Source organism: Halanaerobium hydrogeniformans (genome assembly GCF_000166415.1).
Classification (GTDB): Bacteria; Bacillota; Halanaerobiia; order Halanaerobiales; family Halanaerobiaceae; genus Halanaerobium; species Halanaerobium hydrogeniformans.
On record NC_014654.1, the window covers coordinates 1,222,070 to 1,247,624 of the forward strand.

Genomic DNA, 25,555 nt, shown 5'->3' on the forward strand with positions numbered 1-25,555 from the left:
TAGAAGACCCTACATTTAATTTTGTAGGGTCTTTTGCTTATAAATAAGTAATATTTAGCATAATGATGAATAGATGTTCTTAAAGCTTAAATAGACTTATAAATTATTCTTCCCTGAGCTGGGATATGGATTTCAAGATGTTGATTCCATGTATCAGTTTTTATTACCTCTATCTCTTTTCCAACATGTTCTTTCTCAGAAGAGTAGATACACTCAAATTTATCTCCTGGCTGATGGAGGGTTCCATCAACCATTACCCTTGCGCTTTTTTCATTTTCTAAATTACAATTTACTGCTAAAAGAAATTCTTCCTGGCTAAAAACTCTGGACCAGGCGATTATCTCTTTATATCTCTTTTCATCGAAAGAGGGTAGATGGAATTCCTGTTCATTAAATTTTGATATATTTCTTAAATACTGACGACCGATTCTAAGATGAACATATTCATTTCTAATATCAGCAAAATTTTTAATTTCCTGATAAATCGGATTATTTTTATTAAAAAAATTCCTGTTTTTAGTTCTGAAAGCTCCAAAATCACCGCCAAACATCGATTCTCTTATATATTTATCATTGTCACCATTGCCATCAAAACCCTGTTCTGTTCCATAATAAATGCAGGGAATGCCAGCTGTAAAGTAATTAATAAATTCAGCGTTGATTAATAAAGGAGCTGTTTTTTTGTCAGCGCAAAATCTTTCTTTATGATGCTGTTTATAAACCATATCATGATCATCAAGCATGGTCATTACTTTTTTATGATACCATTGATGTTTACCTTCCTCCATCTGCTCAGTATTGGTAAAAATCGAAAAATAATTTTCGGGAGGATAATATCCTTTAGCAACATATTCTAAATTTTCGGGTATTTTATTAATTCCCAAAGCAGCGTTAAGACCGGTTTTCTCACAGATCATTTTTGCAAATTCCATTCCTCCAGTGATTTCTCCAACAATAAAGAAATCTTTTTTATCTATTGTCTGGGCAAATTCCTTTAATTCTTGTACAAAATAGCGTACAGCTCCAGGATTTATATGTTTTACTGTATCAAGTCTAAATCCATCTAAATCAGCATATGCGATCCAGTATTTATAGCATTCTGTAAGAATCTTTAATGCTTGAGAAGGATGATAATTTTTTATATCTCCAGTACCAGTGTTGATGTTTTTTAAAGAATAAAAATCACCTTCCCTATATTCAGGATCATTATCCCAATCAGTAATATAGCCTTTACGGCTAAATGTTTCTAAATTAAATATCTCCTGGGGCCAAACTCCTCCTTCAGGCCAGCTTTTATCATAATCAGGATTTTCTGGGTCAATATTTGGCTCTCCAGTTTCATCTCTAAAAGCCTTAACCTTATATTCTTGGCCATTATAGGCAGGGTTATCATTTTCATAGGCAAAAACATCACCTGAATGATTAATAATCACATCTAATATAATATAGAGCCCCATTGAATGTGCTTTATCTACCAGCTCTTTTAAATCCTCTTTAGTGCCAAAATGAGGATCAATTTCTAAAAAGTTTTGAATCCCATAACCATGATAATTGTTAGAAAATTTAGGCTGTTTAAGCACAGGACTTATCCAGAGCACAGTAACTCCTAAATCTTTTAAATAATTTAATTTTTCGATGATTCCTCTTAAAGTTCCTCCAACCCATTTGTCTCCAGCTTTAATCCATTTGTCTTTATCAGTTTCATTTTGAATTGCATTTTCATAATCTTTGTTTGGGTCATATAAGGGATAATCTTCTTGATGTGAATTAAACCTATCAACAAGTAAAAAATAAAAAATTTCTTCATCCCAGGCGTCTGGTGATTTAAAATATTTTTTATCTTTTGTTATTTCTTTTAAATTTATCGATTTATATTTTCTCATAATCAACCCTCTTTCTTTAAGTAGTGTAAACATAATTATAGCAAAATTATGAAAATTAATAAAGAAATATCAATTTTTAAGTCAGATAATCCTTTAAAATTGTAGTTAATAATTATTAAATAAATTATACAAATGAAAAATATCCTATTATTTAAAGGATTATTACCGTTAATAAAGAATAGTTTAAACAGACTAGAGCTAGAATTTATTAATTTTATCTATTTGTTTATTTCAAAAAAGGGGTTGTTAATTATGATGATTAACTATCAGGTTGGTGAGTATTATACAGTTAAAGAAGATCATGACAGTGTTTATGATTTTCCAGAGGGAAAATATAAATTAAAAATTATTATGGATGGTTTACCAGAAAGAACTATTTATACAGAAGACGAAATTGCAATAGCAGAAGAACTCTGGTTGGAAGGTTTTGAGGGTTTAGAACAGTATAAAATTGATTTAGAGGGCAACTGGTATTATTTCGAGTTTCCTGAAAATGAAAATAATGTAGAATATATGTGGATACCAGAGTCAATAGTAATCGATGTCTTTGAGTAAATTTTTAGTTTCTTAAATCGCAATGCTAAAAAAAACATATCAAAGGAGCAAATAAATGCTTGGAAAAATTATTCCGATTGTACTTATAATTACCAACCTTGTTTTTGTAGTACTTGGTTGGATGTTATTATATCTTTACTTTAAAAACAAAGACAAATTTGTCTTATTTGGTGGGTTAACCTATTTAGCTTCTGCTGTAATCGCCCATAACCTCTCAACATGGTGGCCGCTTCTAATAGGCCTTATTTTAGCCAGGATTTTTAAAAAGTTTGAGACTGACCTTCCAGATAATAACAAAGCAGAATTAAACTCTTCTGAACAGGGTCGGTGAAATTTAATGAAGATGTAGATATACTGGAAATGGAAGAAGCAGAGCTAAAATTTAAAGCTGAAATAGAAGAAGAGAATTACAAAACTGCCTAATAGCTATTAAATCCCGTTTTATTTCGGGATTTTTTGTTATTTAATTGCAAAAGCCCTTAATCTTCTATATTATTAGTTTAAAGCAGTTAAATTTAAGATTTTAATATGATTTTAATTTTCTTACTATATAATAAGAAGAGATCTTGTTGAAGGAGGAAGTATAATGTCTAAGCAATGTGGAGATTGTAATTGTGAACATCGGAGCAATTTTGCAGACAAGGCAGATCAAAGTAAAACAACAAAAAATAGAAACAGAAAATATTCTGTAAAATATAGAGTTAAATTAAATAATCTTGAGTGTGATGAAGATCAATTTATAGAAAGAATTAAGTCATACCAGGGTATAGTTGATGAAGTAGAGTTTACCGAAGAAGAGTTAATTATTTCTTATGATGATAGATTAATCTCACCATCTGAAATAGAAAAAATTGTGTCTTAATTGCTTGCAATTCCTCCAGTATTATTAGATAATATTTACTAATAACTTTTTAATTAGTAATTCACGATAATTTTAAGGAGGAATTATAATGCTTTATTTAAATGATATAAAAAACAATTCTGATTTTCAGCATATGATAGAAGAAGCCAACAATTATCTTTCGGAAAAAGGTTATACTGAACATGGTTTTCGCCATGTTAATTATGTTTCCGAAACAACTGAAAGGATTTTAAAAAGGCTTAACTTTGATGACAGAACAGTTGAATTAGGTGCTATAGCAGGTTATCTACATGATATTGGAAATATGTTTAATCGTAAACACCACGGAATTTCTGGTGCGAATATAGTTTATACAGAGCTAAGAAGGCTTGATGTTCCATTAGAAGATATAACCAAAATAACTACAGCAATTGCAAATCATGATGTAGATATAGGTAAAGCAGTAAGCCCTATTACCGCTGCTTTAATTCTGGCTGATAAAAGTGATGCTCATCGAACAAGGGTCAACAAAAAAGATTCTACTTTTATTCATGACAGAGTAAACCTTGCTATTCGTGATTCAGAAATATCTGTTCAACCAGAAGCTGAAACTATTACCTTAAATATCGATTATGATTCTTCAATCAGTCAGGTTATGGATTATTTTGAAATATATCTTTACAGAATGGAAATGTGTAAAGAAGCTGCATCTTATCTCGGCTCTAGATTTAGACTTTTTATCAATGATCTCGAATTATTGGGTCATGTTGATTATCAAGAATAATAATATTTTTTATATAAGGAAGGTACATTATGTTTTTTAAACTATTAATGCTATTTATTTTAATACCTTTAATTGAATTGTTTTTACTCCTGGAAATTAGTTCTTATATCGGTGTTTTTACAACTATAATGATAATTGTTTTAACAGGAGTTATTGGAACTGTAATAGCTAAAACGCAGGGATATATGGTCGTAAATAACATCAGGCGAAAGCTGAATACAGGGCAGATGCCCACTGATGATTTAATTGGTGCGTTATTAATCCTTATGGGAGGGGTTACACTTTTAACTCCGGGTTTCTTAACCGATATTACTGGATTTTTATTAATCCTACCAGGTTCAAGAAACGTAATTGCTGCTCTGGTTAAAAAGCGGTTCTTAAAATATGTAAAAGAAAACAAAGTGGAGGTCCATCGAAGTGGAGATAGTTATTATTCCAGCAGTGATAATAGTGAAGATGACTTTATTGATATAGATCCTGAAGATGTTGAGGATATAAAATAAAAAAAAGAGGAAATCCAGCTCTGATTAAAGCTGTGATTTCCTTTTTGTTTTTGTAAATATATTAGTATATTTAAATTTTTATTATGCATTTTGGTAAAGCAGACGATGTCTGAGATTAAACTCATATGAGAAAGCATAATTATGTTGTGCCTGCAGCTCAAACACCAATTTATTTGTCATTAATACACACATTCTAAATGCTGCATCAATATCATTTTTAAAGCTATATTCAGATTCAGTAAATTTTTGGTGTTCGTCCTCAATAAAAGCTGCTAAAGTTTTTTTATAAACCGGTCTTGTTTCTATATCTTTTTTGAAAAAATCTGGATGTAAGTTTTGAGCAACTCTATTTAGTTTCCATTCATAAAAAATGTGTTTTGCTTTTTCAAAAAAAGTTCCAGCTTCTAATTCCGGATCTGTGTGAGCCCGACTAAAATAATCAGTAATATAGTGAAATAACTCTCCCAGTTTAACAGCAAATTGATAGGGATTTTGATCAGGATTAATTTCTTTTAGTTCATCATAATTTTCATAAAAGATTTCGATGGTTTCATCTTTAAAATGACTGATTTCCCCTTCTATAATATCTGGTTTAATACTACCCCAGGTTAATGCTGTTTTGGAAAGCCATATATCATCCTTTGCAAAATAATCATGAATTTTTCCGGCCAATAACTTGTGTGTTCTAGTATCCAGTTTGACTACCTCCCGAAGATTTTTCTCTTTCTTAAAATCCTAATTTAACTAACTGTTTTTATTCTATCATAGATAAATGCTTTTGACAAATGGTAATTATTGTTAACAAACAAACTGTTTTTTTCATAAGTAAAATCAGCTTAAAAACAGGTTTGCTTAATAATAATTTTTTTGATAATATTTTAATTGGAATATAATTATATAAATGGAGTGATAAAATTGAATCCTAAAAAGTTAACAGGAGAAAAAGCAGCAGAATTTATTTCAGATGGAATGATTATTGGACTTGGTACAGGTTCAACAGCTTATTATGCAATTAAAAAAGTAGGAGAAATGGTTAGAGATGGTCTTAATGTTAAAGCAGTACCTACTTCTAAAGAAACAGCAGAATTAGCTCTTGAAGAAGGAATAGAATTGATTGAACTTTCTCAGGTTGAAAAGCTTGATCTCACCATAGATGGAGCTGATGAGGTAGATCCTGACTTTAATTTAATCAAAGGTGGGGGAGGAGCTCTATTAAGAGAAAAAATAGTTGCAGCAGCTACTGAGAAATTAATTATAATAGTAGATGAGTCTAAACTGGTTGATAAGTTAGGAGACTTTTTATTACCTGTAGAAGTAACTCCTTTTAGCTGGCAATACACACAGAAGATGATTAATAAAATGGGAGGAAGCTCTGAAATCAGAAAAAAAGATGGAGAAATATTTGTAACTGATAATGATAATTACATATTAGATTGTGATTTTGGTAAAATAGAAAAGCCAGAAAAACTAACCATTGACTTAAATACAATTCCGGGTGTTGTTGAAAATGGGATTTTTGCAAAGATGGCTGAAGTTGTTGTTGTCGGCCATAATGATGGTAAAATAGAAGTTTTATATAGATAAATTGAAGCAATAATATTAAAAGCACACTCTCTTTAAAGTTATAAATTTCTTATGAAGCACTTTAAAAAGAGTGTGCTCAATTAATCATTAAGCTTATTTTTCTTTAGCCATTTTATAATATCATCAGACTCATAAAGAGCTTGACCATCAATAAATAAGCAGGGTACCTGTCTTTTCCCACCAACTTCGACTAATTTTCTAGCAGCTTCTTTATCTTTATTGATATTTTTTAAATTAACTTTAAGATCATGTTTGTTGATAAACCTTGTTACCTTCCTACAGTAAGGGCAGGCTGGGTAATAATACAATTTTAATTCTTGCATTTTTGTCTCACCCTCTCATTAATTATAATTCTATCTTTATAATTATTTTCTCTTTAAACTTTATAATTCCTTTTAAATTATAAATAATCTTAAAAATTTATGCTGAACTCTTTCAAATTTATGCTTTTTTTGGTATAATAGTAAAGGTAGTATAAAATTTATAGGGTATTAAAGTAAAATAATAAATATTTTTTATTTTTTTGTTTAATTATTATCTTTTGAAAATAACTTGAGAAGGTGGAGAGTAGATTGAGAAGACGAGAGCGTTTAACGGGTTTTTTTATCATTTTTATTTTGCTTGCATTTTCTGCTTATAGTAATTCAATGTATGTCGGGGGAAATATTACGAATCTTTCCGATCAAAGTATGGTTCAGAGCAGAAACATTGAAGAAAACAGAGGAGAAGATAGTAGTGAGCAAAGCACTGTTTTAGATGGAAAATACTCAGAAGACTCAGATTCTTTAAGTTCTCAAATGGAAATTGATAACTCAGCAAACAGAGATAAAGCACCTCAAGTTAAAGAAGAACCACCAAAAAGTTTAACAGAACAAATAAAAGTACATACGGTAAAAAGCGGTGAAACACTCTGGGATATTGCTCACCATTACTCTTTAAACATTGATTCTTTAATTGGAGCAAATAACATAAGTAATATGAATAGTATTAGGCCAGGTCAGGAGTTTAAAATCCTACCAGTCCGAGGTATTTTGTATCGAGTTTCACCTGGTGAAAGTTTAAGTGATATTTCAGATAAATTTGATATTAGTGCTGAAACAATTAAAAAAGATAATAATATTGCTGATGGTTCTAAATTAAGGGTTGATCAAAATATAATTTTAAGAGATGTTAAGCCAGAATTAACCTATCAAGATCGTCTGGATGAGAAACTGATGTTTCCTATTAATACACGAATAACTTCTCCTTATGGTCCAAGATGGGGGCGTATGCATTATGGTGTTGACTTTGCTGCCCCGATGGGGAGTCCGATCAGAGCTGCATCTTCGGGTAGAGTTGTTTTTAGTGGTTGGTCTGGTGGTTATGGAAAAGTTGTTATTATTGAACATAGAAAAGGCTTAAGAACACTTTATGCACATAACTCACAGTTATTGGTAAGTGAAAGACAAACTGTTGATAAAGGTCAGGTTATAGCACGTTCTGGTAATACAGGTAATTCTACTGGTCCTCATCTACATTTTGAGGTTCAGATAAATGGTAGACCCGAAAATCCTTTAGACTATTTACACAGGTAACAAATAATATAGTAATTAACTCCCTTCTCATTGCTTATGCAGAAGGGGGTTTTTTTATCTAAAATTGTCAAGAAAACTCCATTCAAGCTATGCATTGGGGGAATGGTGTTCATATTGCTTTTTGATAAGTCTTGAAGATACAGTTTTTAATATATTAACTAACTTAGATAATTGTACCTGAGGTGGATTTTCAAAGAGGATATGCACATGATCTTTTTCTCCTCCATTTTTCCTTTTATAAGCAAACATATGTATGGTATAATTATAGTAGAATGGAGGTGAAAAATCAATGCGATTATCATTTAAATTCAAGCCTAAATTAAGCCATAAGCAATTAGTAATAATTAATGAATTAGCCTGGCATTGCTCTAAATTATATAATATAGTCAATTATCAGATTAAAAATAATAAAGATGTAAAAGCTGTCTATACTGAATATGAACAGTAATCCCTGTGAAATAATTTTTACCAATTTAGCTGTTAGAATTAGAGATAACAAATTACTCTTATCCTTATCTAAAAAGATACAGTCTAAATATAATGTGAAGGTCACTAAAGCTTTTAATTTATAATACGCAAGGAAAGCTTTAGTATGACCGTATTCGATTTGGCCTCCTTAATTTTGAGCTGCTTGAAGCAGTTCAAAGCATTATAGATTTAGATGCTGTCCAACAGATAAAGATAAAGCAAGATCATATCTCTAAAAGATGGTATCTACTAATCATCTACAAAGTTAAAGAGGCAAAAGAAAGTAAGAAATCTAACATAATGGCAGTAGATCTAGGTCTTGATAATTTGGCTACTTTAACATTTAAAAACAATTCTGAGTGTTATATTATCAATGGTAAAACTATTAAATCCAAAAATTCTTATTTTAATAAAGAAATTGCCAGACTACAAAGCATTAGAATGAGGCAGTTAGCTACCAGTAAAATTAGAGATACTAAACGAATAAAATATCTGAGATTAAAGAGAAGAAATTATATTAGAGATTATATCCATAAAGCTAGTTGCAAAATAGTTGATTTAGCAATTGAAAATCAAGTAGAAACTATTGTAATCGGAGACATAAAAAATATTAAACAATGCAGCAAGCTTAAATCTTTTGTCCAAATACCGATCCAGAGATTAAAAAAATTAATTGAATACAAAGCTAAACTAAAAGGTATCAAAGTTGTTGAAATTGATGAAAGCTATACTTCCGGATGTACTAAAGCTTTTAATTTTAGTTACGCAAGGTAAGCTTTAGTATGACCGTATTCGATTTGGCCGCTATTCAGTAGATCTGGAAAAAATAAATAAAAGCAATTATGATAAATCCAGAAGAATTACTAGGGGTCTCTTTAAAACTAACGAGGGCTTATTAATTAATGCTGATCAGAATGGTAGTTTTAATATACTTCGTAAATACCATAACGATAAATGTATTCTCAGACCTATCAAAGAGGCGAGAGATAATGGATTTGTGGACAATCCTTCAAGATTAAGGGTATCCTAAACTATTAGGAGCAAAACTTAAAAGCCAAACATCTTGTAAACTGACCTAGTAATATAGGTTGAACTTTAATCTATATGAAGCAGTTAGAAGCTCCCTCTAAATCTTGATTTTGATTTAGGTGGAGAGGTTCACTTGACATCAGAATTAAATTAATTTATAATTTAATTAATGAATATTTGAATAATTGTTCATATATAGTTTGTTTTGTCAGGAGGAGATATTATAATGGATAAAGAAAAACAGGAGGAATATCAAATAGATGGTTTAAGTTGTGCAAATTGTGCTTTAAAAATTGAAAAAGAAGCTCAAAAAATTGAGGGGCTCGATAATGTAGAGCTTAACTTTGCTGCTTCAACCATAAATGTTTCAGGTGATAGTAAAAGGGTTTCAAATTTAGAACAGGAACTGCAAAAAATATCTGATAGAATAGAATCTGGAATAAAAATTAAAAAGCAGGATAATAATAAAGAGAAAAAAGAACTGAATGTTTTTTCTTTGAAAGAGTATTTATGGATTAAAAAAGATCTTATTATTGGAGCAATAATTTTCTTTGTAGCTCTTAGTATTTCCTATACCGATTATTTCAGGGCTGATTTCTGGCCTAATCTTAGTCTTCCACTTTATCTGAGTGCCTATTTACTTATCGGCTGGCCGGTTTTAAGAGCAGCTTTAAGAAATATCGGTAGAGGTCAGCTTTTTGATGAAAATTTTTTGATGACAATTGCAACTTTAGGTGCATTTGCAATTAATGAATATCCTGAAGCAGTAGCAGTAATGCTTTTTTATATGATTGGAGAGCTTTTTCAAGAAAGAGCGGTTAATGACTCAAGACGCTCAATAAAAGATTTAATGGATATTAAAGCAGAATATGCTAATTTGATTAAAGGTGATGAGATTATACAGGTTGACCCAGAAAAAATAGAAGTAGGAGCACAGATAGTTGTTAAAGCAGGAGAGAAAATACCGCTTGATGGTAAGATCATTAGTGGCAGTTCAGCACTAGAGACCTCTGCTTTAACTGGAGAATCATTACCAAGAGAAGTTGAAAGTGGAGATGAAGTATTGAGTGGTATGGTAAACTTAAATCAACTTTTAACGATTGAAGTAACTAAAGAATATAATCAATCAACAGTTAAAAAAATATTAGATCTGGTTGAAAATGCAAGTTCGAAAAAAGCAAAAACGGAAAAATTTATAACAAAGTTTTCACGTTATTATACACCTTTTGTTGTTGGAATTGCTTTTCTTGTAGCCGTATTACCACCTCTATTGACCGGAGCTGCTTTTAACACCTGGTTTTATAGGGCACTAATCTTTTTAGTTGTTTCCTGTCCCTGTGCCCTGGTTATTTCTATTCCGCTTGGCTTTTTTGGTGGAATTGGACTAGCTTCAAAAAATGGTATATTAGTTAAAGGTGGCAATTATCTAGAAGCTTTAAATTCTGTTGATAAAATTGTGTTTGACAAAACTGGAACATTAACTAAAGGTAGTTTTGAGGTTGCTGAAGTTAAATCACATAGCAGCTATAGTGCTGATGAATTATTAAATTTAGCAGCTGAAATTGAACAGTTTTCAAATCATCCAATTGCGTTATCTATTATTGATGCAGCTGGTAGTTTTGAAAATCATTCTTCAAACTCTCAATATGAGGAAATCAGTGGTGCCGGTATAAAGGCAAAGTTAAATGGAAAAACTTATTTAGCCGGTAATAAAAGATTAATGGAGAACAATAATATTAAACTGGAAGATCACGAAAAAAATGCTACAGTTGTATATCTGGCTGAAGAAGGTAATTATTTAGGACATATTTTAATCAGTGACCAGATTAAGGAAGACTCTTATGAGGCTATTAAAAAACTAAAAGCTATGAATATTACTAATATAACAATGCTTACCGGAGATAATGATTCAACTGCTCAGGATGTTGCTTTTAAACTGGGGATTAACCATTATTATGCAGAATTACTACCAGACCAAAAAATTGAAAAAATCGAATCATTATTAGATAAAAAAGGGAAACTTGCTTTTGTTGGTGATGGAATTAATGATGCTCCAGTACTGGCAAGATCTGATTTAGGTATAGCAATGGGTGCTCTAGGTTCAGATGCAGCAATAGAGGCTGCTGATATAGTGTTGATGACAGATGAACCATCTAAAATAGCAACGGCTTTAGAGATAGCAAAAAAAACAAAAAGAGTAGTCTGGCAGAATATAGTGATGGCTCTTTCAATTAAGGCTATTGTCATGATCTTAAGTGTTTTTGGTTTAGCTTCCATGTGGGCTGCAGTTTTTGCAGATGTTGGTGTAGCTTTAATGGCTCTCTTTAATGTGATGAGAATCTTGAAATCATAATCTATAATTGCTTTAAATTTTAAATAAGAATGGAGTGTAAAAAATGCTTAATCAAAGTAATAAAGAAGTTTTAAAGGAAGAAATATGCGATGTTTGTGAGATCTTTAATCCTAATAATGAAGTTGTAGAAATGATGAAAGAACAAAGATTAGAAGATGGAGTAGTATTTGATCTGGCAGAGCTGTTTAAAACAATTGGAGATCCAACCAGGATTAAAATATTATATGCTTTAAAAGAACGTGAACTATGTGTTTGTGATCTATCTGAACTTTTAGATATGAGTTCTTCAGCTATTTCTCATCAACTGAGGGTGCTCAGAAATAATAAACTGGTTAAATACCGTAAAGAGGGAAGGTCGGTCTATTATTCACTTGATGACAGCCATGTATTAAGTCTTTTTCGACAGGGGCTTGAACATGTATTAGAATAACGAACATTTTTTTAAAATAGTCAATTAATTCCTGTTTAAAAGCAGGGATTATTTTTTTTATAGTTAAATATTTAGTATAGATACAGAACTATATAATTAATCCTAGAATTTTTATGGAGGTTTTATAAGTGGAATTTTACAGCGGCTTTAGTAAAAACTATGATAAGATATTCCCACTCAAAGAAAACAAACTAAAATTATTAGATCAAACTTTCAGTTATTTAAAGAATGATAAAAAGCAGACAAAGCTATTAGATGTTGGTTGTGGAACAGGCAGCTATGCTGTAGCATTGGCTGGAAAAGGTTATCAAGTTATTGGAATTGATTTAGATTCAGAAATGATAGCTCTGGCTAAAAACAAACAGGCAGGTCTGAGTCAAACTGAAGCTGAAGATAGGCTTGATTTCTTTGTTCTGGGCATGTTAGAACTTAAAGATAAGTTTTCACAGGATACTTTTGATGGTATCTATATAATCGGTAATGTTTTGGTCCATTTAAATAAAAGTGAGATCAAAGAATTTATTCATATTTTAAGAAAGTTAATAAAAAAAGAAGGGAAAATTGTTATTCAGATCGTTAATTATCAACGTATTTTAGATCTAGAGTTGAAAGGATTGCCAACGATTTATAGCAAAGACGAAAAGCTGCGTTTTGAAAGAGATTATGAATATGATCCAGCTGATAATAATATCTATTTTAAAACTACTTTAGTAGAGCAGGAAGATAATAATATTTTAGCTAAAAACAAAATAAAGCTTTATCCGTTGACAAAAGATGAACTAATTGATCTACTTGAAGCTGCAGCTTTTGAAATAGAAAATATTTACGGAAGTGCTACCGGTGATTCCTATCAAGAGCTGGAATCATTACCTTTAATTTTAACAGCAGTAAAGTAAAATTTCTTGTGGTTAATGCTTACTAAAAACTTTTTATAATGGGAAGTGGAGTAATGACAAGTTCAAATGCAATCTTATTAGCAGGTGGTGAAAGTAGCCGTTTTGGTGGTAATAAAGCCTTAGCTGAATTTAACGGCAGGCCTTTAATTGAATTAATCTATGCCAATTTAAATGATTATTTTAATCAGGTTATAGTAATTGGAGATAAGAAAACCTATAGCTTCCTTAAAGGAGCAGAAATAAAAGCAGATATTATTGAAAACAAGGGGCCCCTGGCAGGTCTTTATACAGGTCTTTATTATTCAAATAAAGATTATAATTTTTTAGCAGCCTGTGATATGCCTTTTTTAAATAAAAGCTATTTTTCTTTTTTAGAATCATATTTTTCTAGTGATAATAATAATTATCAGATAATTGTTTCTGAATACAGGAGTTTTCTTGAACCTTTAGCCGGATATTATCATAAAAATTTATTAAAGCTTATCGAAAAGAAATTAAAAAATGATGAATTGCGGATTAAATCTATTTATCAAGAGGCTGATTTGAAAATCGTGAAAGAGGATATTTTAAAAGAAAAGTTTAATTTAAAAAAGTTGTTATTTAATATAAACTATCCTGAGGATAAACTTAAGGCAGAAAAAATATTAAATAAACTAAAGAGTGAAGACGATTTTAGTAGTGTTTAGTCTGAGTTTAATCTGAGAAAGGAGCTTTATAATGAAAAAAAATTCAATATTTGTAATAATTATTTTTGTTCTTTTTATCTTATCACTTAGCTCGACTGTTCTGGCCCAGGAATTAGAGATAACATATCTTAATTATTATACAGAAAATAGAATTGATATATCTGAACTGAGGTATTATGGTAATCCAACCCCCAATCTTTTTGATTATAAAAGTGTTATCGTTGGTGAAATAAGAAATAATAGCTCCACAGATATGACATCAGTCAAAATAATAATCGAATTGTATGATCCTGAAGAGCAGGAAATGCTTGCGACAGGAACTGCAAGACCACTTGCCTCAACAATTAAAGCAGGAGAAACTATCCCTTTTTCTTTTCCTATTTCCGCACTGCAACCTCATTCTCTTAGCGAACAGGCTATCAGAGATTATTTGAGTTTAGAAGATCAGAGCCAGGACTGGGATGAAAAGATTAATCTATTTACTGATCCCAGATTTGAATTTTATCTAAGTGAGTATCGAGAAGTTGAACACCCTAGTGATAATAATGTTTTTAACCACAGGGATTTAGAGATTATTAATCTTCAGAGAATGCGGGAAAGTAATGAGCAAGTCTATTATGACTTTTCTGTTCAACAGATAGATAACTCAGCTTTCAGAGAAATATATGGTGGTGGGCTGGCAGTTTATGGTAATGCTAATAATCTAATTTATATCAGCAGTTTAAGCAGAAAAAATAATAATTTTGCTGCAGAAGAATTTTATACGGTAGATTATAATTTTAGCATACCTAAACATATTGATAAATATGCAAGTGAATTTGAGTTTTTTGCTATTGGAACCCTTGTTGACTAAGTTTTTAGCTCTTGACAGATAAAGGTTTAATACGATATTATATTAACGATAGTTGAATAATTAAGACTTTGATGAGAAGTAGTAGTTTTACCTGAAGTTGGAAGAGAACGGAATCCACTGGCTGTAAGATTCCGGCAGCGTCAAAAAATGAAGTCGTCTCAGAGTTTTACCGATGAAGCAGAATGCTGAGTTAGAGAATTCTGTGGGTAGTTGGTAACGGCACAGCAGTCGTTAATTAATGAGAGCTTTCTTAATAAAAGGAAGAACTAAGGTGGTACCGCGAATAAACTCTTCGTCCTTATGGATGGAAGGGTTTTTTTATTTTAGATTAAAAATATGGGAGGTAATCAGTTTGGAAAATTTAGAAAAAACTTATGATCCGGCTAAAACAGAAGATAAATGGTATGATTTTTGGCTGGAAAACGATTATTTTAAACCAAAAGAAAAAAGTGAGACAGAGAAGGGTACTTTTAGTATTGTTATGCCACCACCAAATATTACAGGTCAACTGCATATGGGGCATGCTCTTGATAATACCTTACAGGACATTTTAACCCGCTGGAAAAGAATGCAGGGTTATCGCTCACTCTGGCTTCCTGGCACAGATCATGCAAGTATTGCTACTGAGGTAAAAGTTGTAGATAAGCTAAAAGATCAGGGAATAGAAAAAGATGAAATCGGTAGAGAAGGATTTTTAGAAAAGGCCTGGGAATGGAAAGAAGAATACGGTAATAGGATCACCAATCAGCTCAAAAAAATGGGTTCATCCTGTGATTGGTCAAGAGAGAGATTTACCCTTGATGAAGGTTGTTCTGAAGCTGTGGAAGAGGTTTTTATCCAACTATATAATGAGGGCCTAATTTATCAGGGAGATTATATTGTTAACTGGTGTCCAAGCTGTCATACAACTTTAAGTGATATCGAGGTTGAGCATAAAGAAACAGAGGGTAAATTTTATCATATGAAATATCCGTATAAAAATAAAGAGGGCTATATTACTGTTGCTACTACCAGACCAGAAACTATGCTCGGTGATACCGCTATTGCAGTACATCCATCTGATGAGCGCTATAAAGATTTAGTCGGGGAAAAAATAATTGTTCCGCTAGTAGATAGAGAAATAAAAGTAGTAGCAGATGAATATGTTGATAGTGAATTTGGAACCGGGATGGTAAAGGTAACTCCAGCCCATGACCCAAATGATTTTGAAATTGGCCGCAGAAACAATCTGGAAGTTATTTCTGTTATTGATGAAGATGCAAAGATGACAGAAGCTGCTGGTGCTGACTATAGTGGTCTTGATCGGTATGAAGCCAGAAAAAAAGTTGTTGCAGATTTAGATAAAGAAAATTTATTGATTAAAACAGAAGATCATCAACATAATGTTGGAGAATGTTATCGTTGTGATACTGTAATTGAGCCTTTAGTTTCTAAACAGTGGTTTGTTAAAATGCAACCCCTTGCTGAGCCTGCAATTGAAGCTGTAGCAGAAGGTGATATAAATTTTGTTCCAGACAGGTTCAGCAAAGTATATATGAACTGGATGAACAATATTAGAGACTGGTGTATTTCAAGACAGTTATGGTGGGGTCATAGAATTCCAGTCTATTATTGTGATGATTGTGGAGAAGTAATGGTAAGCCGGGAAAGACCTGAAAACTGCAGTAACTGTGAGAGTAATAATCTTCATCAGGATGAAGATGTATTAGATACCTGGTTTTCTTCAGCACTTTGGCCTTTTTCTACATTAGGCTGGCCAGAACAATCAGAAGACTTAATTAGCTTTTATCCAACAGATGTGCTGGTTACAGGTAGGGATATCATCTTTTTCTGGGTTGCCCGAATGATTTTTATGGGACTTAAATTCCAGGATGAGAAACCATTTTCTGATATATATATTCATGGTTTGATTCGTGATGCTCAGGGTAGAAAAATGAGTAAATCTTTAGGTAATGGAATAGATCCTTTAGAAGTTGTAGATAAATATGGTGCAGATGCATTACGCTTTACTTTAATAACCGGTAATACACCTGGAAATGATATGCGTTTTAGAGAAGAAAGACTCGAGGCAAGTAGAAATTTTGCCAATAAAATCTGGAATGCTTCTCGTTTTGTGCTGATGAACTTAGAAGATTTTGATTTGGAAGCTCTAGATAAAAGTGATCTCAAAGAGACTCTTGCCGATAAATGGATGCAGAGTCGACTAAATACAGTAATTGCTGAAATTGATGATGCTTTAGAAGATTATAATTTTGGCGAAATGGCAAGCAGTTTATATGATTTTATCTGGAATGAATTTTGTGACTGGTATATTGAGCTTTTAAAAGCTAGATTATATCAAGAAGAAGATCCAGCAGCAAAATTAACCGCCCAGTATTATGCTTTAAATACCTTAGAAAGCCTTTTAAGACTGCTCCATCCGGTTATGCCTTTTATAACAGAAGAAATCTGGCAGAAACTTCCCGGAACAGAGGGAAGTATTATGAGGGCTCCCTGGCCGGAAAAAGATAAAACAAAGCTTAATAAAGATGCAGAAAACAAAATGGAAGTAATTATGAGTGTTATAAAGGCAGTTCGGAATATTAGAAACGAAATGAAAGTTAATCCTGGCCGGCGGATTAAAGCTTTACTTTCTGCCCCAGAGAAAAAAGTAGCTGTCTTAGAAGAAGGTAGAGAATATCTTGAGAACCTGGCCCGAATTAAAGATTTAGTTATTGCCGGTGATCAGTTAGAGAGACCTGAGAAAGTTTCTACCTCAATTGTTAATGAAGTTGAAGTTATATTACCTTTAGAGGGTATGATTGATCTTGATAAAGAAATTAAGCGCTTAGAAAAAGAGATCGAAGAGGTAGAATTTGAAATTCAAAGAGCTCAGGGTAAATTAAATAATGAAGGTTTTGTAAATAATGCTCCAGATGATTTAGTTGAGGGAGAAAAAACAAAGCTTAAAGAATATAAAGAGAAGAAAGCAAAATTAATTGAACGTAAAGAAGAACTTGCAAAATAAGAGTTCAGATATTTTAGATTAGAAGCTTATTTGATTATAAGGACCAGGGTGAAGGGGTTTTTAACTTTCAACCTGGTCTTTAAACTATTAATTAGCTATTTAATATCCAGAAAATAGCACAAGTAAAAGAAGGATTTGACCTGCTAAGCTAGAATATATTTCTTAGTAATATACTATATTTTATAACATAACTCTATTAAACAAAAAATATGAGCAGGGAGAAGGAGAAAATTGAAAAAGTACAAAAAGGAAATAAGTTTTTTTGTAGCTATTATTTTAGCAATTATAGTCTGGAATTTAGAGATAAAAACCTTACCTGCTGCCGGCCAAAAAACTCTGGCCTTATCATTAATGACTGTTCTTTTTTGGGCGACTAAAGTAGCCCATCCTGGTTATGTTTCTGCTTTGTATTTATCATTATTATTAATTTTTGAGATTGCTCCTCCAGAAGAGGTTTTTTCACTCTGGACTTCATCTTTAATTTATATAATCATTGGAGCTTATCTGATAGCCGCTGCTGTCAAATCTTCAGGCTTAGGTGAGAGAATCGCATATAATTTTATCTTAAATTTTGTTAATTCTTATAAAAGTATTATCTATTCAATTTTTATTTTAACTCTTTTTTTGAGTTTGTTAATTCCTCATCCCTGGCCTCGCTCATTTTTGATTATGTCAGTTATGGCAGTTGTAATTGAAAGTGCTGGTTTATCAGATAATGATGCAGCTAAGGTGGGATTAGCGGTATTTGCTTTTTCAGTACCGATTTCAATGATATTTTTAACTGGAGATAGTACAATTAATATTCTGGCCGTAGAAATGTCGGGACAGACAATGAGCTGGTTAGGCTGGCTTTATCATATGGGAGTTCCAGCAGCTTTAGCATCGATTTTAACCCTTATTTTATTTTTAAATTTATTTAAAGCAGAAAAAAAAGTTACAATTGATAAAGCAAAAATTAAAGAGAAATTATTAGATTTAGGTTCATTTTCAAGTAAAGAAAAAAGAATGATTTTCTGGATTACAACAGCAATTATACTCTGGACAACTGACTCTTTGCATGGAATAGATTTAGGTTGGGTTACACTATTAATTGCAGTTTTAATGGGGATGCCTGTTGTTGGTAATGTTTTAGAAGCCAGAGACTGGCAGAATGTTCCCATCGGAATTTTGTTTTTTTTAACTGCTGCTGTTTCTATTGGTAGAATCGGTAGTAGTACTGGTATGAATGCCTGGATTGCTTCAGTTATTTTACCAGCTGAAATCCCGGCCAACATGCTTCTTTTTGCATTAATGGTTGCTTTAATATCAATAACTTTACATATGTTTTTGGGCAGTGTTATAGCGGTAATGGGAATTGCCATTCCTTCTTTTATCATTTTTGCAGAAGGCTATGGAATAAATCCTTTAGTACCAGCATTAATGGCCTATTCTTCGATAGCACTGCATTATGTTTTCCCGTTTCATCATTTAAATATACTGGTAGGATTGGGCAAACATAACGGCTTATATGATGATAAAAAGGTAATAAAGCTTGGAATACCACTTACTATTGTAATTATAATTGTAGTTGTATTTGAGGCTGTCTGGTGGCAGTTAACCGGATTATTATAAATTAAATAGATAATTAGAGGAGGAAATATGAGAGAATTTTTGGAATTAAATCCACCCAAAATATTTTGGGAGAAAATTAAAGAATATTTAGTAAATAAAGAATTAGAAGTTGAAAAGTTAAATTTAGATGAGTCACTGGGAAGAATTGTGGCAGAGGATATACTTTCACCAGTAGATCTTCCCCCATTTACTAGATCCACTGTGGATGGTTATGCTGTTAGAGCAGCAGATACAGCTGGAGCATCTGCCTCTATGCCTTCGTTTTTAGAGCTTGTAGGTAGTGTTGTAATGGGCGAAAAAACTGAATTGGAAGTTTTAGCAGGTGAGGCAGCTGCTGTACCTACTGGAGGGATGCTCCCTGAAGGTGCAGATGCTGTTTTGATGATAGAAAATACCGAAAAAATTGATGATATAACCATAGAGAGTTCTAAATCTCTGGGTATTGGTGAAAATCTTGTAAAAAAAGCAGAAGATATAGCAAAAGGAGAAATATTATTTAAAAAAGGTCATAAGTTGATGGCCCGTGATATCGGTGCATTAGCAGGTTTAGGTATTACTGAACTTAAGTGTTTTAAAAAACCTGCAGTATCTGTAATTTCTACAGGAGATGAATTAATTCCGCCTGAGGCTGAAGCAGAAGCAGGTCAGATAAGGGATATTAATAGTTATTCAATTGTTTCTTATCTTAAAAAAATTGGTGCTGCTCCCAATAAAGTTGGAATTATAGAAGATAACTTAGCAAGTTTAAAAAACAGTGTAAAAAATGAACTTAATCAAGACCTTGTTTTAATCTCAGGAGGAAGCTCAGTTGGGATTAAAGATATGACAATAGAGATTCTTGATTCTCTCGGTGAACCAGGTGTTTTATTACATGGACTTTCTATAAAACCTGGCAAACCAACAATACTGGCAATTATTGATCAGACAATTGTGATTGGTTTGCCCGGACATCCAGGTTCAGCCTGGACTGTGACAACAGTACTGGTTTCAGAGATTATTAAAGTGCTGGCTGGAGAAAAAAATATTTCAGAAATTGGTCTTGATGATGAGAAATATATTATAAAAGCGAAATTGAGCAGAGCTATAGTCTCTGATAAAGGAAGAGAAGAATATATACCTGTAAAAATAACTAAAAACAGCTCTGGTGAACTCTTAGCTATTCCTCAGCTTGGCAAGTCAAGCTTAATTAGCAATTTGGTAAAAGGAGATGCAGTATTAAAGATTAAAAGCTATCAAGAAGGAAAAGAATTAGGAGAAATTGTGGATTTAAAAATAATCGAAAATTAAATAGATGTTTATAAGGAAGGATGTTTTTAATGGCTAAAAGATATTTAGATAAACTGCCGCTTCAGGTAGCTCTTGATCAACTGCATGAAGAATTTAAAAATTTTAGGGCTGAAACAGAAATTATTGCTGTTGATGAGGCAGCTGGCAGAATAACTGCTCAGGCTGTTAAAGCCAATAGATCTGCTCCGGATTTTTATGCATCTGCTATGGATGGTATTGCAGTTAGGGCTAAAGAAACAGCAGATGCCAGCAGCAGAAACCCGGTTTTATTAAAAAAAGGTGTTCAAGCTGTAGCAGTAGACACGGGTAACCCTATTCCTGAAGGATTTAATGCAGTAATTAAAATAGAAGAGGTTAATGAAGTTGATGAAGATTATTATAAAATCGAAAAAAGTGTAGCGGTCTGGAATCATGTTCGTTCAATCGGAGAAAGTGTAGTTAAAGGTAATCTCATTTTAACTGTTGGACATAAAATTCGAGATTTTGATCTTGGTGCTTTACTGGAAGCTGGTATAACTGAGGTTGAAGTTTATAAAAAACCAGTAGTAACAATTATTCCCACCGGTGATGAACTTGTTAAGCCGGTAAAAGAATTGCAAAAAGGTGAACTAGTAGAATTTAATTCAACTATGGTAAAATCTGCCCTGAGAAAATGGGGAGCAGAGGTTAAAATCACAGATATTATAGTTGATAATAAAAAATTAATAAAAAAAGAATTCAAAAAAGCAATTAAAGAAAGCCAATTAGTTATTATTTTATCAGGTTCGTCTGCTGGAAGAAAAGATTTTACCCGAGATATCTTAAAATCAGAGGGCAGAATATTATTTCATGGAGTAAATATAATGCCTGGCAAACCTATTTTAGCAGCTAAAGTAGCTAATAAGCCTGTTATTGCTTTGCCTGGTTATCCGATCTCTGCTCTGCTTGATAATTATTTATTTGTTAGAGAATTAGTATATTTAATGCAGGGCCAAAAAGCCGCTGAATTTGATCAGCAGCAGGTAGAAGTTAAACGCAAGATAAATTCGGATATCGGTTTAGAGGAATTTTTAAGAGTTAATTTGATTGCTAAAAATGATGATCAGGAACTATTAACCGCTGTTCCTTTAAAAAGAGGTTCTTCAGCAATGGAATCAATGGTAAAAGCCGATGCTATTTTGAGAATTTCCGAAAATAAAGAAGGATTGGCTCCTGGAGATAAAGCACCTGCTATATTATTAAAATCAAAAGCTGAAATTAAAAAAGATTTACTTTTAATAGGTAGTCATGATTTAAGTCTTGATTTAATCAGAAATGAAATTGCAAAAAGAGGATTAGATTTTAGGCTCAAGCTGCAAACAGTCGGTAGTATGGCAGGTTTAACAGCTTTAAGAAGAGGAGAATCACATCTTGCAGGAGCTCATTTGCTGGATATTGAAAGTGGAGAATATAATATATCTTATCTTAAAAGATTTTTTAAAAATAAAAAGATGGCTTTAATAAATTTAGTTGAAAGAGAACAGGGTTTTTACTTAAAAAAAGGTAATCCTAAAAATATTAAATCGATTGCTGATTTAAAAAATAATGATCTTAATTTTGTAAATCGACAGCGTGGAGCTGGAACAAGGGTTTTATTAGATTATTTACTCAAAAAAGAGGGAATAGATAGCAGTCAGATCAACGGTTATAATAAAGAGGAATTTACTCATATTGCTGCTGCAGCAGCTGTTGGGAGAGGTTCTGCAGATGCAGCTTTAGGTATTAGAGCAGCAGCTGCTGTAATTGGGGTTGATTTTCTAACTGTTGCTGAAGAAAGATATGATTTAATTGTTGAGGCGGCTATGTTAGAAGATCATCGGATAAAATATTTAATTAAAATCCTGCGTGACAAAAAAGTTAGAGAAGAGATTAAAAATCTTGGTGGATATAGAACAACTGATAGTGGTTCCCTAAAAATTTTAGATCTTTAATTTAATTTTAATTAAGTTATGATATGTTAGGGAAGGAGATATCATGGAGAATTTAAATGATAAATTAGGTAGAAAAATAGATTATTTAAGGGTTTCAATTACAGATCGCTGTAATTTGCGCTGTCATTACTGTATGCCTGCAGAAGGTATTAAAGAGAAAAGTCATTCTGAGATATTAAGTTATGAAGACCTTATAAAAATTATAAAAACAGCTCAAAAAATAGGAGTGGATAAAGTTAGAATCACAGGAGGGGAACCTCTGGTAAGGCTTGGTGTTGAAGATTTAATCGCCGGTCTTTCTAAACTCGGTTTAAAAGATTTATCGATGACAACAAATGGTGTTTTACTGGCTGAAAAAGCAGCAGAATTAAAAAAAGCAGGTCTTGATAGGATAAATATCAGCCTTGACACTTTACAAAGAGATAAATTTAAAAAAATTAGTAGACGTGATGATTTTGACAATGTAATAAATGGTATTAAAGCAGCCCAAAATTATGGGCTGGATCCTGTTAAGTTAAATGTTGTTGTTATGAAAAATATCAATGATGACGAAATACTTGATTTTGTTGAGCTCAGTAAAAACAATAAGCTCGTTGTCCGTTTTATAGAATACATGCCCCTTGGTGGAGAGACAGAATCAGAAAAATTTATCAGTGTTAATGAAATCAGATCTATAATTGATAAAAAATTTAAATTGATAAAAACTGAATCAGAAGGTAATGGTCCTGCTGAGTATTATAAATTAAAATCTGCAAAAGGAAGAATAGGTTTTATTGCTGCTTTGACTGAACATTTTTGTGCAGACTGTAATCGCTTAAGATTAACAGCAGATGGGAAATTAAAACCCTGTTTAGCCAGCGATTTAGAGGTCGAAATTGATAAAAGCATGAAAAGTGATCTGATCTTAAAAAGTTTTAAAAAAGCATTGATGATAAAACCTGCTGCTCACAATTTAAATTTTGACGATGAGCTCAAATATAAAAGGAGCATGTCACAAATTGGAGGTTAAGTTATGAAAAATGCTTTCACACATTTAGATGAAAATGGAAAGGTAAAAATGGTAGATGTTTCAGAAAAAGAGATTACAATGAGAAAAGCTATTGCTGCTGGAGAAATTGTTATGAAAGAAGAAACTTTAAAAATGATTAAAGCGGGCGAAATTAAAAAAGGAGCGGTTTTAGAAACAGCAAGAATTGCTGGAATAATGGGAGCTAAAAAAACTTCAGAATTGATTCCTATGTGCCACCCCTTATTATTGAGCAGCATAAAGGTTGATTTTAACAGTGATTTTTCTGATAGAATTAAAATAAAGGCTGAGGTTAAAAATAGTGGTCAGACAGGTGTTGAAATGGAAGCTTTAACAGCTGTAAACCTTAGTGCCTTAACAATTTATGATATGTGTAAAGCTGTTGACAGGTCAATGGAAATTGGTGATATAAAATTGTTATATAAATCTGGAGGGAAGAGTGGGATTTATGAGCGAAAAAAAGAATAATAAAATTAAAACAGCAGTTTTAACTATTAGTGATAAAGGTTCTCGAGGTGAACGCGAGGATTTAAGTGGGCCAGTATTAGAAAAAATGATGCTTGAAGTTGGGGCTGAAATAGTTCATCGAGAAATTATTGCAGATGAAATGGAAGAAATTAAATCCGCTCTGATTTACCTCTGTGATCATAAAGATGTAGATTTGATATTAACTACCGGGGGCACAGGATTTGCAAAAAGAGATATCACACCAGAGGCTACACTTGCCGTAATTGAAAAAGAAGTACCTGGACTGCCGGAAAAAATGAGAGCAGATACGATTTCAATTACACCTCAGGCTGCCCTATCTAGAGCTAGAGCAGGGATCAGAAAAAATAGTTTGATAATCAATTTCCCGGGCAGTCCCAAAGCTGTTCAGGAATGTTTAGAATCGATAATAAATGTAATCCCCCACGGAGTAGAAATACTAAAAGGTGAGTTTACTGAACATAATCATTAATTATATAGAAAAATTTGAGAGGTGGTAAAGTTGGAAGCTAAAGTATTAGCTGTCTCTAAAAGCGAAAATAAAGGTACTGTTAAAAAACCGGTTGAAATAGCTTACTTAAAAGAAAATCATGGGCTTAAAGGTGATTCTCATGCCGGAAAATGGCATCGTCAGCTCAGTCTATTAGATAAAAGCAGTATTGATAAAATGAGAAATAAAGGATTTGAACTAAAATATGGAGATTTTGCAGAGAATATTACAACTGAAGGTTTGAGTAATTTATATGAACTCCCAGTTGGAACAAGATTTAAAATAAATGAAAATATAATTATCGAGCTTACTCAGGTTGGCAAAAAGTGCCACCATGATTGTGAAATTTTAGAGGCAATAGGTGATTGTGTGATGCCTAAAGAAGGAATATTTGCCAGGGTAATTAGTGGTGGTCCCATTAAAGCTGGAGATAAAATTAAGATTTTAGAAAATAATTAAAACAAGCAATTTCATTTTAAATAGTGATAAAGTTTAATGTCACTAAGTATATTATACGAGGGAGGAAGAATAATTATGGAAATGATAGGAGTCAGTGCATCGACAAGTAAAGCTGGCAAGACAACTTTAATTTCCTTAATGCTTAAAAACAGCCGTTATAAAGATGCTGTTATCAAAACTTCGGTTGACAATGAAATGGATCAATACAAAGTTATTAATGATCCTAAAATTATTAACCAATCAGGTACTGATACAAGTAGATTTGTTGAACACGGTGCAGACAAGGTTATTTTATTACAGAGCCCGGCTGCTGAACTGCCAAGTGCTTATCAGTTAGCAAGAAGCCTGCTTGCTGATGATATAGAAAGATTATTTATTGAAGGAAATACAATAATTAATTTTTTAAATCCTGATCTGTTATTTTATTTAGAAAATAAAGATCAACCAGAAAAAAAATCTGCTAAAATGGTTAAAAATAGAGCAGCCATTAAAATAAATACTAACCTTATTTTACAGACAAATAATTTAAGTAATCTATCTTTTGATATTCAGGCTGAAAAATTAAGCTGTTATCAGGCCCATCTTTTAGCTGATCTCTTTGATTTGAAGCTGGGAGAAGTAGGGAAAATAGTTAAAGAACAGGATGTTAAAATTACAAAATGTATGCTGGGTCTTTTTTAAGAGAAATATCTTAGAGTTAAAAGGGAAAGAGATTATAAAAAATATTAAAGTTATAACGAAAAAATCTCTTTTCTTTTTTTTGACTAAACTTGACTAGTAGTCGAAAAAGTGATATAAAT

Annotated in this window: 24 protein-coding genes, 2 pseudogenes and 1 other annotated feature; of the genes and pseudogenes, 22 read left to right on the forward strand and 4 right to left on the reverse strand. The window is 32.1% G+C overall.

Annotated features, from left to right (window positions below; translation table 11 throughout):
* Nucleotides 1-86 precede the first annotated feature (86 nt).
* A complete protein-coding gene (locus tag HALSA_RS05450; protein ID WP_013405595.1) occupies nt 87-1,883 on the reverse strand; it encodes an alpha-amylase family glycosyl hydrolase in 1,797 nt (598 codons plus the stop codon).
* Nucleotides 1,884-2,135: 252 nt separating this feature from the next.
* On the opposite strand from HALSA_RS05450, the gene HALSA_RS05455 reads away from it, so the two are divergent.
* From HALSA_RS05455 to HALSA_RS05475, 5 genes are all read left to right on the forward strand, one after another.
* On the forward strand, nt 2,136-2,438 hold the full coding sequence (locus HALSA_RS05455; protein ID WP_013405596.1) for a hypothetical protein: 303 nt from the start codon (nt 2,136-2,138) through the stop codon (nt 2,436-2,438).
* A gap of 55 nt (nt 2,439-2,493) precedes the next feature.
* Nucleotides 2,494-2,769 (forward strand): hypothetical protein, encoded by a 276-nt coding sequence (locus HALSA_RS05460; RefSeq protein WP_013405597.1) that lies wholly within the window; start codon nt 2,494-2,496, stop codon nt 2,767-2,769.
* A 255-nt stretch (nt 2,770-3,024) separates the two neighbouring features.
* Nucleotides 3,025-3,300, forward strand: a complete 276-nt coding sequence (locus HALSA_RS05465) for a hypothetical protein (protein WP_013405599.1) — start codon at nt 3,025-3,027, stop codon at nt 3,298-3,300.
* 88 nt (nt 3,301-3,388) lie between these two features.
* Nucleotides 3,389-4,063: an HD domain-containing protein gene (locus HALSA_RS05470; protein ID WP_013405600.1), complete on the forward strand. Its 675-nt coding sequence runs from the start codon at nt 3,389-3,391 to the stop codon at nt 4,061-4,063.
* Nucleotides 4,064-4,092: 29 nt separating this feature from the next.
* Nucleotides 4,093-4,566, forward strand: a complete 474-nt coding sequence (locus tag HALSA_RS05475) for an FxsA family protein (protein WP_013405601.1) — start codon at nt 4,093-4,095, stop codon at nt 4,564-4,566.
* A gap of 81 nt (nt 4,567-4,647) precedes the next feature.
* Here the strand turns inward: HALSA_RS05475 and HALSA_RS05480 are convergent, their stop codons facing one another.
* On the reverse strand, nt 4,648-5,238 hold the full coding sequence (locus HALSA_RS05480) for a zinc dependent phospholipase C family protein (RefSeq protein ID WP_013405602.1): 591 nt from the start codon (nt 5,236-5,238) through the stop codon (nt 4,648-4,650).
* A gap of 243 nt (nt 5,239-5,481) precedes the next feature.
* Here HALSA_RS05480 and rpiA point away from each other — a divergent pair, with 243 nt between their 5' ends.
* A complete protein-coding gene (rpiA, locus tag HALSA_RS05485; RefSeq protein ID WP_013405603.1) occupies nt 5,482-6,150 on the forward strand; it encodes a ribose-5-phosphate isomerase RpiA in 669 nt (222 codons plus the stop codon).
* 80 nt (nt 6,151-6,230) lie between these two features.
* Here the strand turns inward: rpiA and HALSA_RS05490 are convergent, their stop codons facing one another.
* Nucleotides 6,231-6,473, reverse strand: coding sequence for a glutaredoxin family protein (locus HALSA_RS05490; RefSeq protein WP_013405604.1), 243 nt, complete (start codon nt 6,471-6,473; stop codon nt 6,231-6,233).
* A 249-nt stretch (nt 6,474-6,722) separates the two neighbouring features.
* Between HALSA_RS05490 and HALSA_RS05495 the strand changes: the two genes are divergently transcribed.
* Nucleotides 6,723-7,724, forward strand: coding sequence for a M23 family metallopeptidase (locus HALSA_RS05495; RefSeq protein WP_013405605.1), 1,002 nt, complete (start codon nt 6,723-6,725; stop codon nt 7,722-7,724).
* Between the two features lie 111 nt (nt 7,725-7,835).
* Here the strand turns inward: HALSA_RS05495 and HALSA_RS12635 are convergent.
* Nucleotides 7,836-7,946, reverse strand: a pseudogene (locus HALSA_RS12635) (transposase); the annotation flags it as partial.
* 67 nt (nt 7,947-8,013) lie between these two features.
* Between HALSA_RS12635 and HALSA_RS13325 the strand changes: the two are divergent.
* From HALSA_RS13325 to HALSA_RS05570, 15 genes and pseudogenes are all read left to right on the forward strand, one after another.
* A pseudogene (locus tag HALSA_RS13325) lies at nt 8,014-9,222 on the forward strand (RNA-guided endonuclease InsQ/TnpB family protein).
* A gap of 225 nt (nt 9,223-9,447) precedes the next feature.
* On the forward strand, nt 9,448-11,574 hold the full coding sequence (locus HALSA_RS05505) for a heavy metal translocating P-type ATPase (protein WP_013405606.1): 2,127 nt from the start codon (nt 9,448-9,450) through the stop codon (nt 11,572-11,574).
* Between the two features lie 43 nt (nt 11,575-11,617).
* Complete coding sequence (locus tag HALSA_RS05510; protein WP_013405607.1) at nt 11,618-12,004, forward strand: ArsR/SmtB family transcription factor; 387 nt, start codon at nt 11,618-11,620, stop codon at nt 12,002-12,004.
* Between the two features lie 128 nt (nt 12,005-12,132).
* Nucleotides 12,133-12,900, forward strand: coding sequence for a class I SAM-dependent methyltransferase (locus HALSA_RS05515; RefSeq protein ID WP_013405608.1), 768 nt, complete (start codon nt 12,133-12,135; stop codon nt 12,898-12,900).
* A gap of 53 nt (nt 12,901-12,953) precedes the next feature.
* Nucleotides 12,954-13,586, forward strand: a complete 633-nt coding sequence (locus HALSA_RS05520; protein WP_013405609.1) for a molybdenum cofactor guanylyltransferase — start codon at nt 12,954-12,956, stop codon at nt 13,584-13,586.
* A gap of 31 nt (nt 13,587-13,617) precedes the next feature.
* Nucleotides 13,618-14,439: an FxLYD domain-containing protein gene (locus HALSA_RS05525; RefSeq protein WP_013405610.1), complete on the forward strand. Its 822-nt coding sequence runs from the start codon at nt 13,618-13,620 to the stop codon at nt 14,437-14,439.
* 59 nt (nt 14,440-14,498) lie between these two features.
* Nucleotides 14,499-14,742: a binding site (T-box leader), on the forward strand.
* 49 nt (nt 14,743-14,791) lie between these two features.
* Nucleotides 14,792-17,446, forward strand: a complete 2,655-nt coding sequence (locus HALSA_RS05530; protein WP_013405611.1) for a valine--tRNA ligase — start codon at nt 14,792-14,794, stop codon at nt 17,444-17,446.
* A gap of 231 nt (nt 17,447-17,677) precedes the next feature.
* Entirely contained in the window at nt 17,678-19,057 is a 1,380-nt protein-coding gene (locus HALSA_RS05535; RefSeq protein WP_013405612.1) for an SLC13 family permease, read from the forward strand.
* A gap of 27 nt (nt 19,058-19,084) precedes the next feature.
* Nucleotides 19,085-20,344, forward strand: coding sequence for a molybdopterin molybdotransferase MoeA (locus HALSA_RS05540; RefSeq protein ID WP_013405613.1), 1,260 nt, complete (start codon nt 19,085-19,087; stop codon nt 20,342-20,344).
* A 29-nt stretch (nt 20,345-20,373) separates the two neighbouring features.
* Complete coding sequence (locus HALSA_RS05545) at nt 20,374-22,293, forward strand: molybdopterin biosynthesis protein (RefSeq protein WP_013405614.1); 1,920 nt, start codon at nt 20,374-20,376, stop codon at nt 22,291-22,293.
* Nucleotides 22,294-22,336: 43 nt separating this feature from the next.
* A complete protein-coding gene (gene moaA, locus HALSA_RS05550; RefSeq protein ID WP_013405615.1) occupies nt 22,337-23,302 on the forward strand; it encodes a GTP 3',8-cyclase MoaA in 966 nt (321 codons plus the stop codon).
* Between the two features lie 3 nt (nt 23,303-23,305).
* Nucleotides 23,306-23,788, forward strand: a complete 483-nt coding sequence (gene moaC / locus HALSA_RS05555) for a cyclic pyranopterin monophosphate synthase MoaC (RefSeq protein ID WP_013405616.1) — start codon at nt 23,306-23,308, stop codon at nt 23,786-23,788.
* Nucleotides 23,769-24,278 carry a molybdopterin adenylyltransferase gene (gene mog, locus HALSA_RS05560; RefSeq protein WP_041595796.1) on the forward strand — a complete coding sequence of 170 codons (510 nt, stop codon included), beginning with the start codon at nt 23,769-23,771 and terminating at the stop codon, nt 24,276-24,278. Before moaC ends, mog begins: the two co-directional genes overlap by 20 nt.
* A gap of 30 nt (nt 24,279-24,308) precedes the next feature.
* Nucleotides 24,309-24,755, forward strand: a complete 447-nt coding sequence (locus HALSA_RS05565; RefSeq protein WP_013405618.1) for an MOSC domain-containing protein — start codon at nt 24,309-24,311, stop codon at nt 24,753-24,755.
* 75 nt (nt 24,756-24,830) lie between these two features.
* A complete protein-coding gene (locus HALSA_RS05570; protein WP_013405619.1) occupies nt 24,831-25,436 on the forward strand; it encodes a P-loop NTPase family protein in 606 nt (201 codons plus the stop codon).
* The last annotated feature ends 119 nt before the right edge of the window (nt 25,437-25,555 follow it).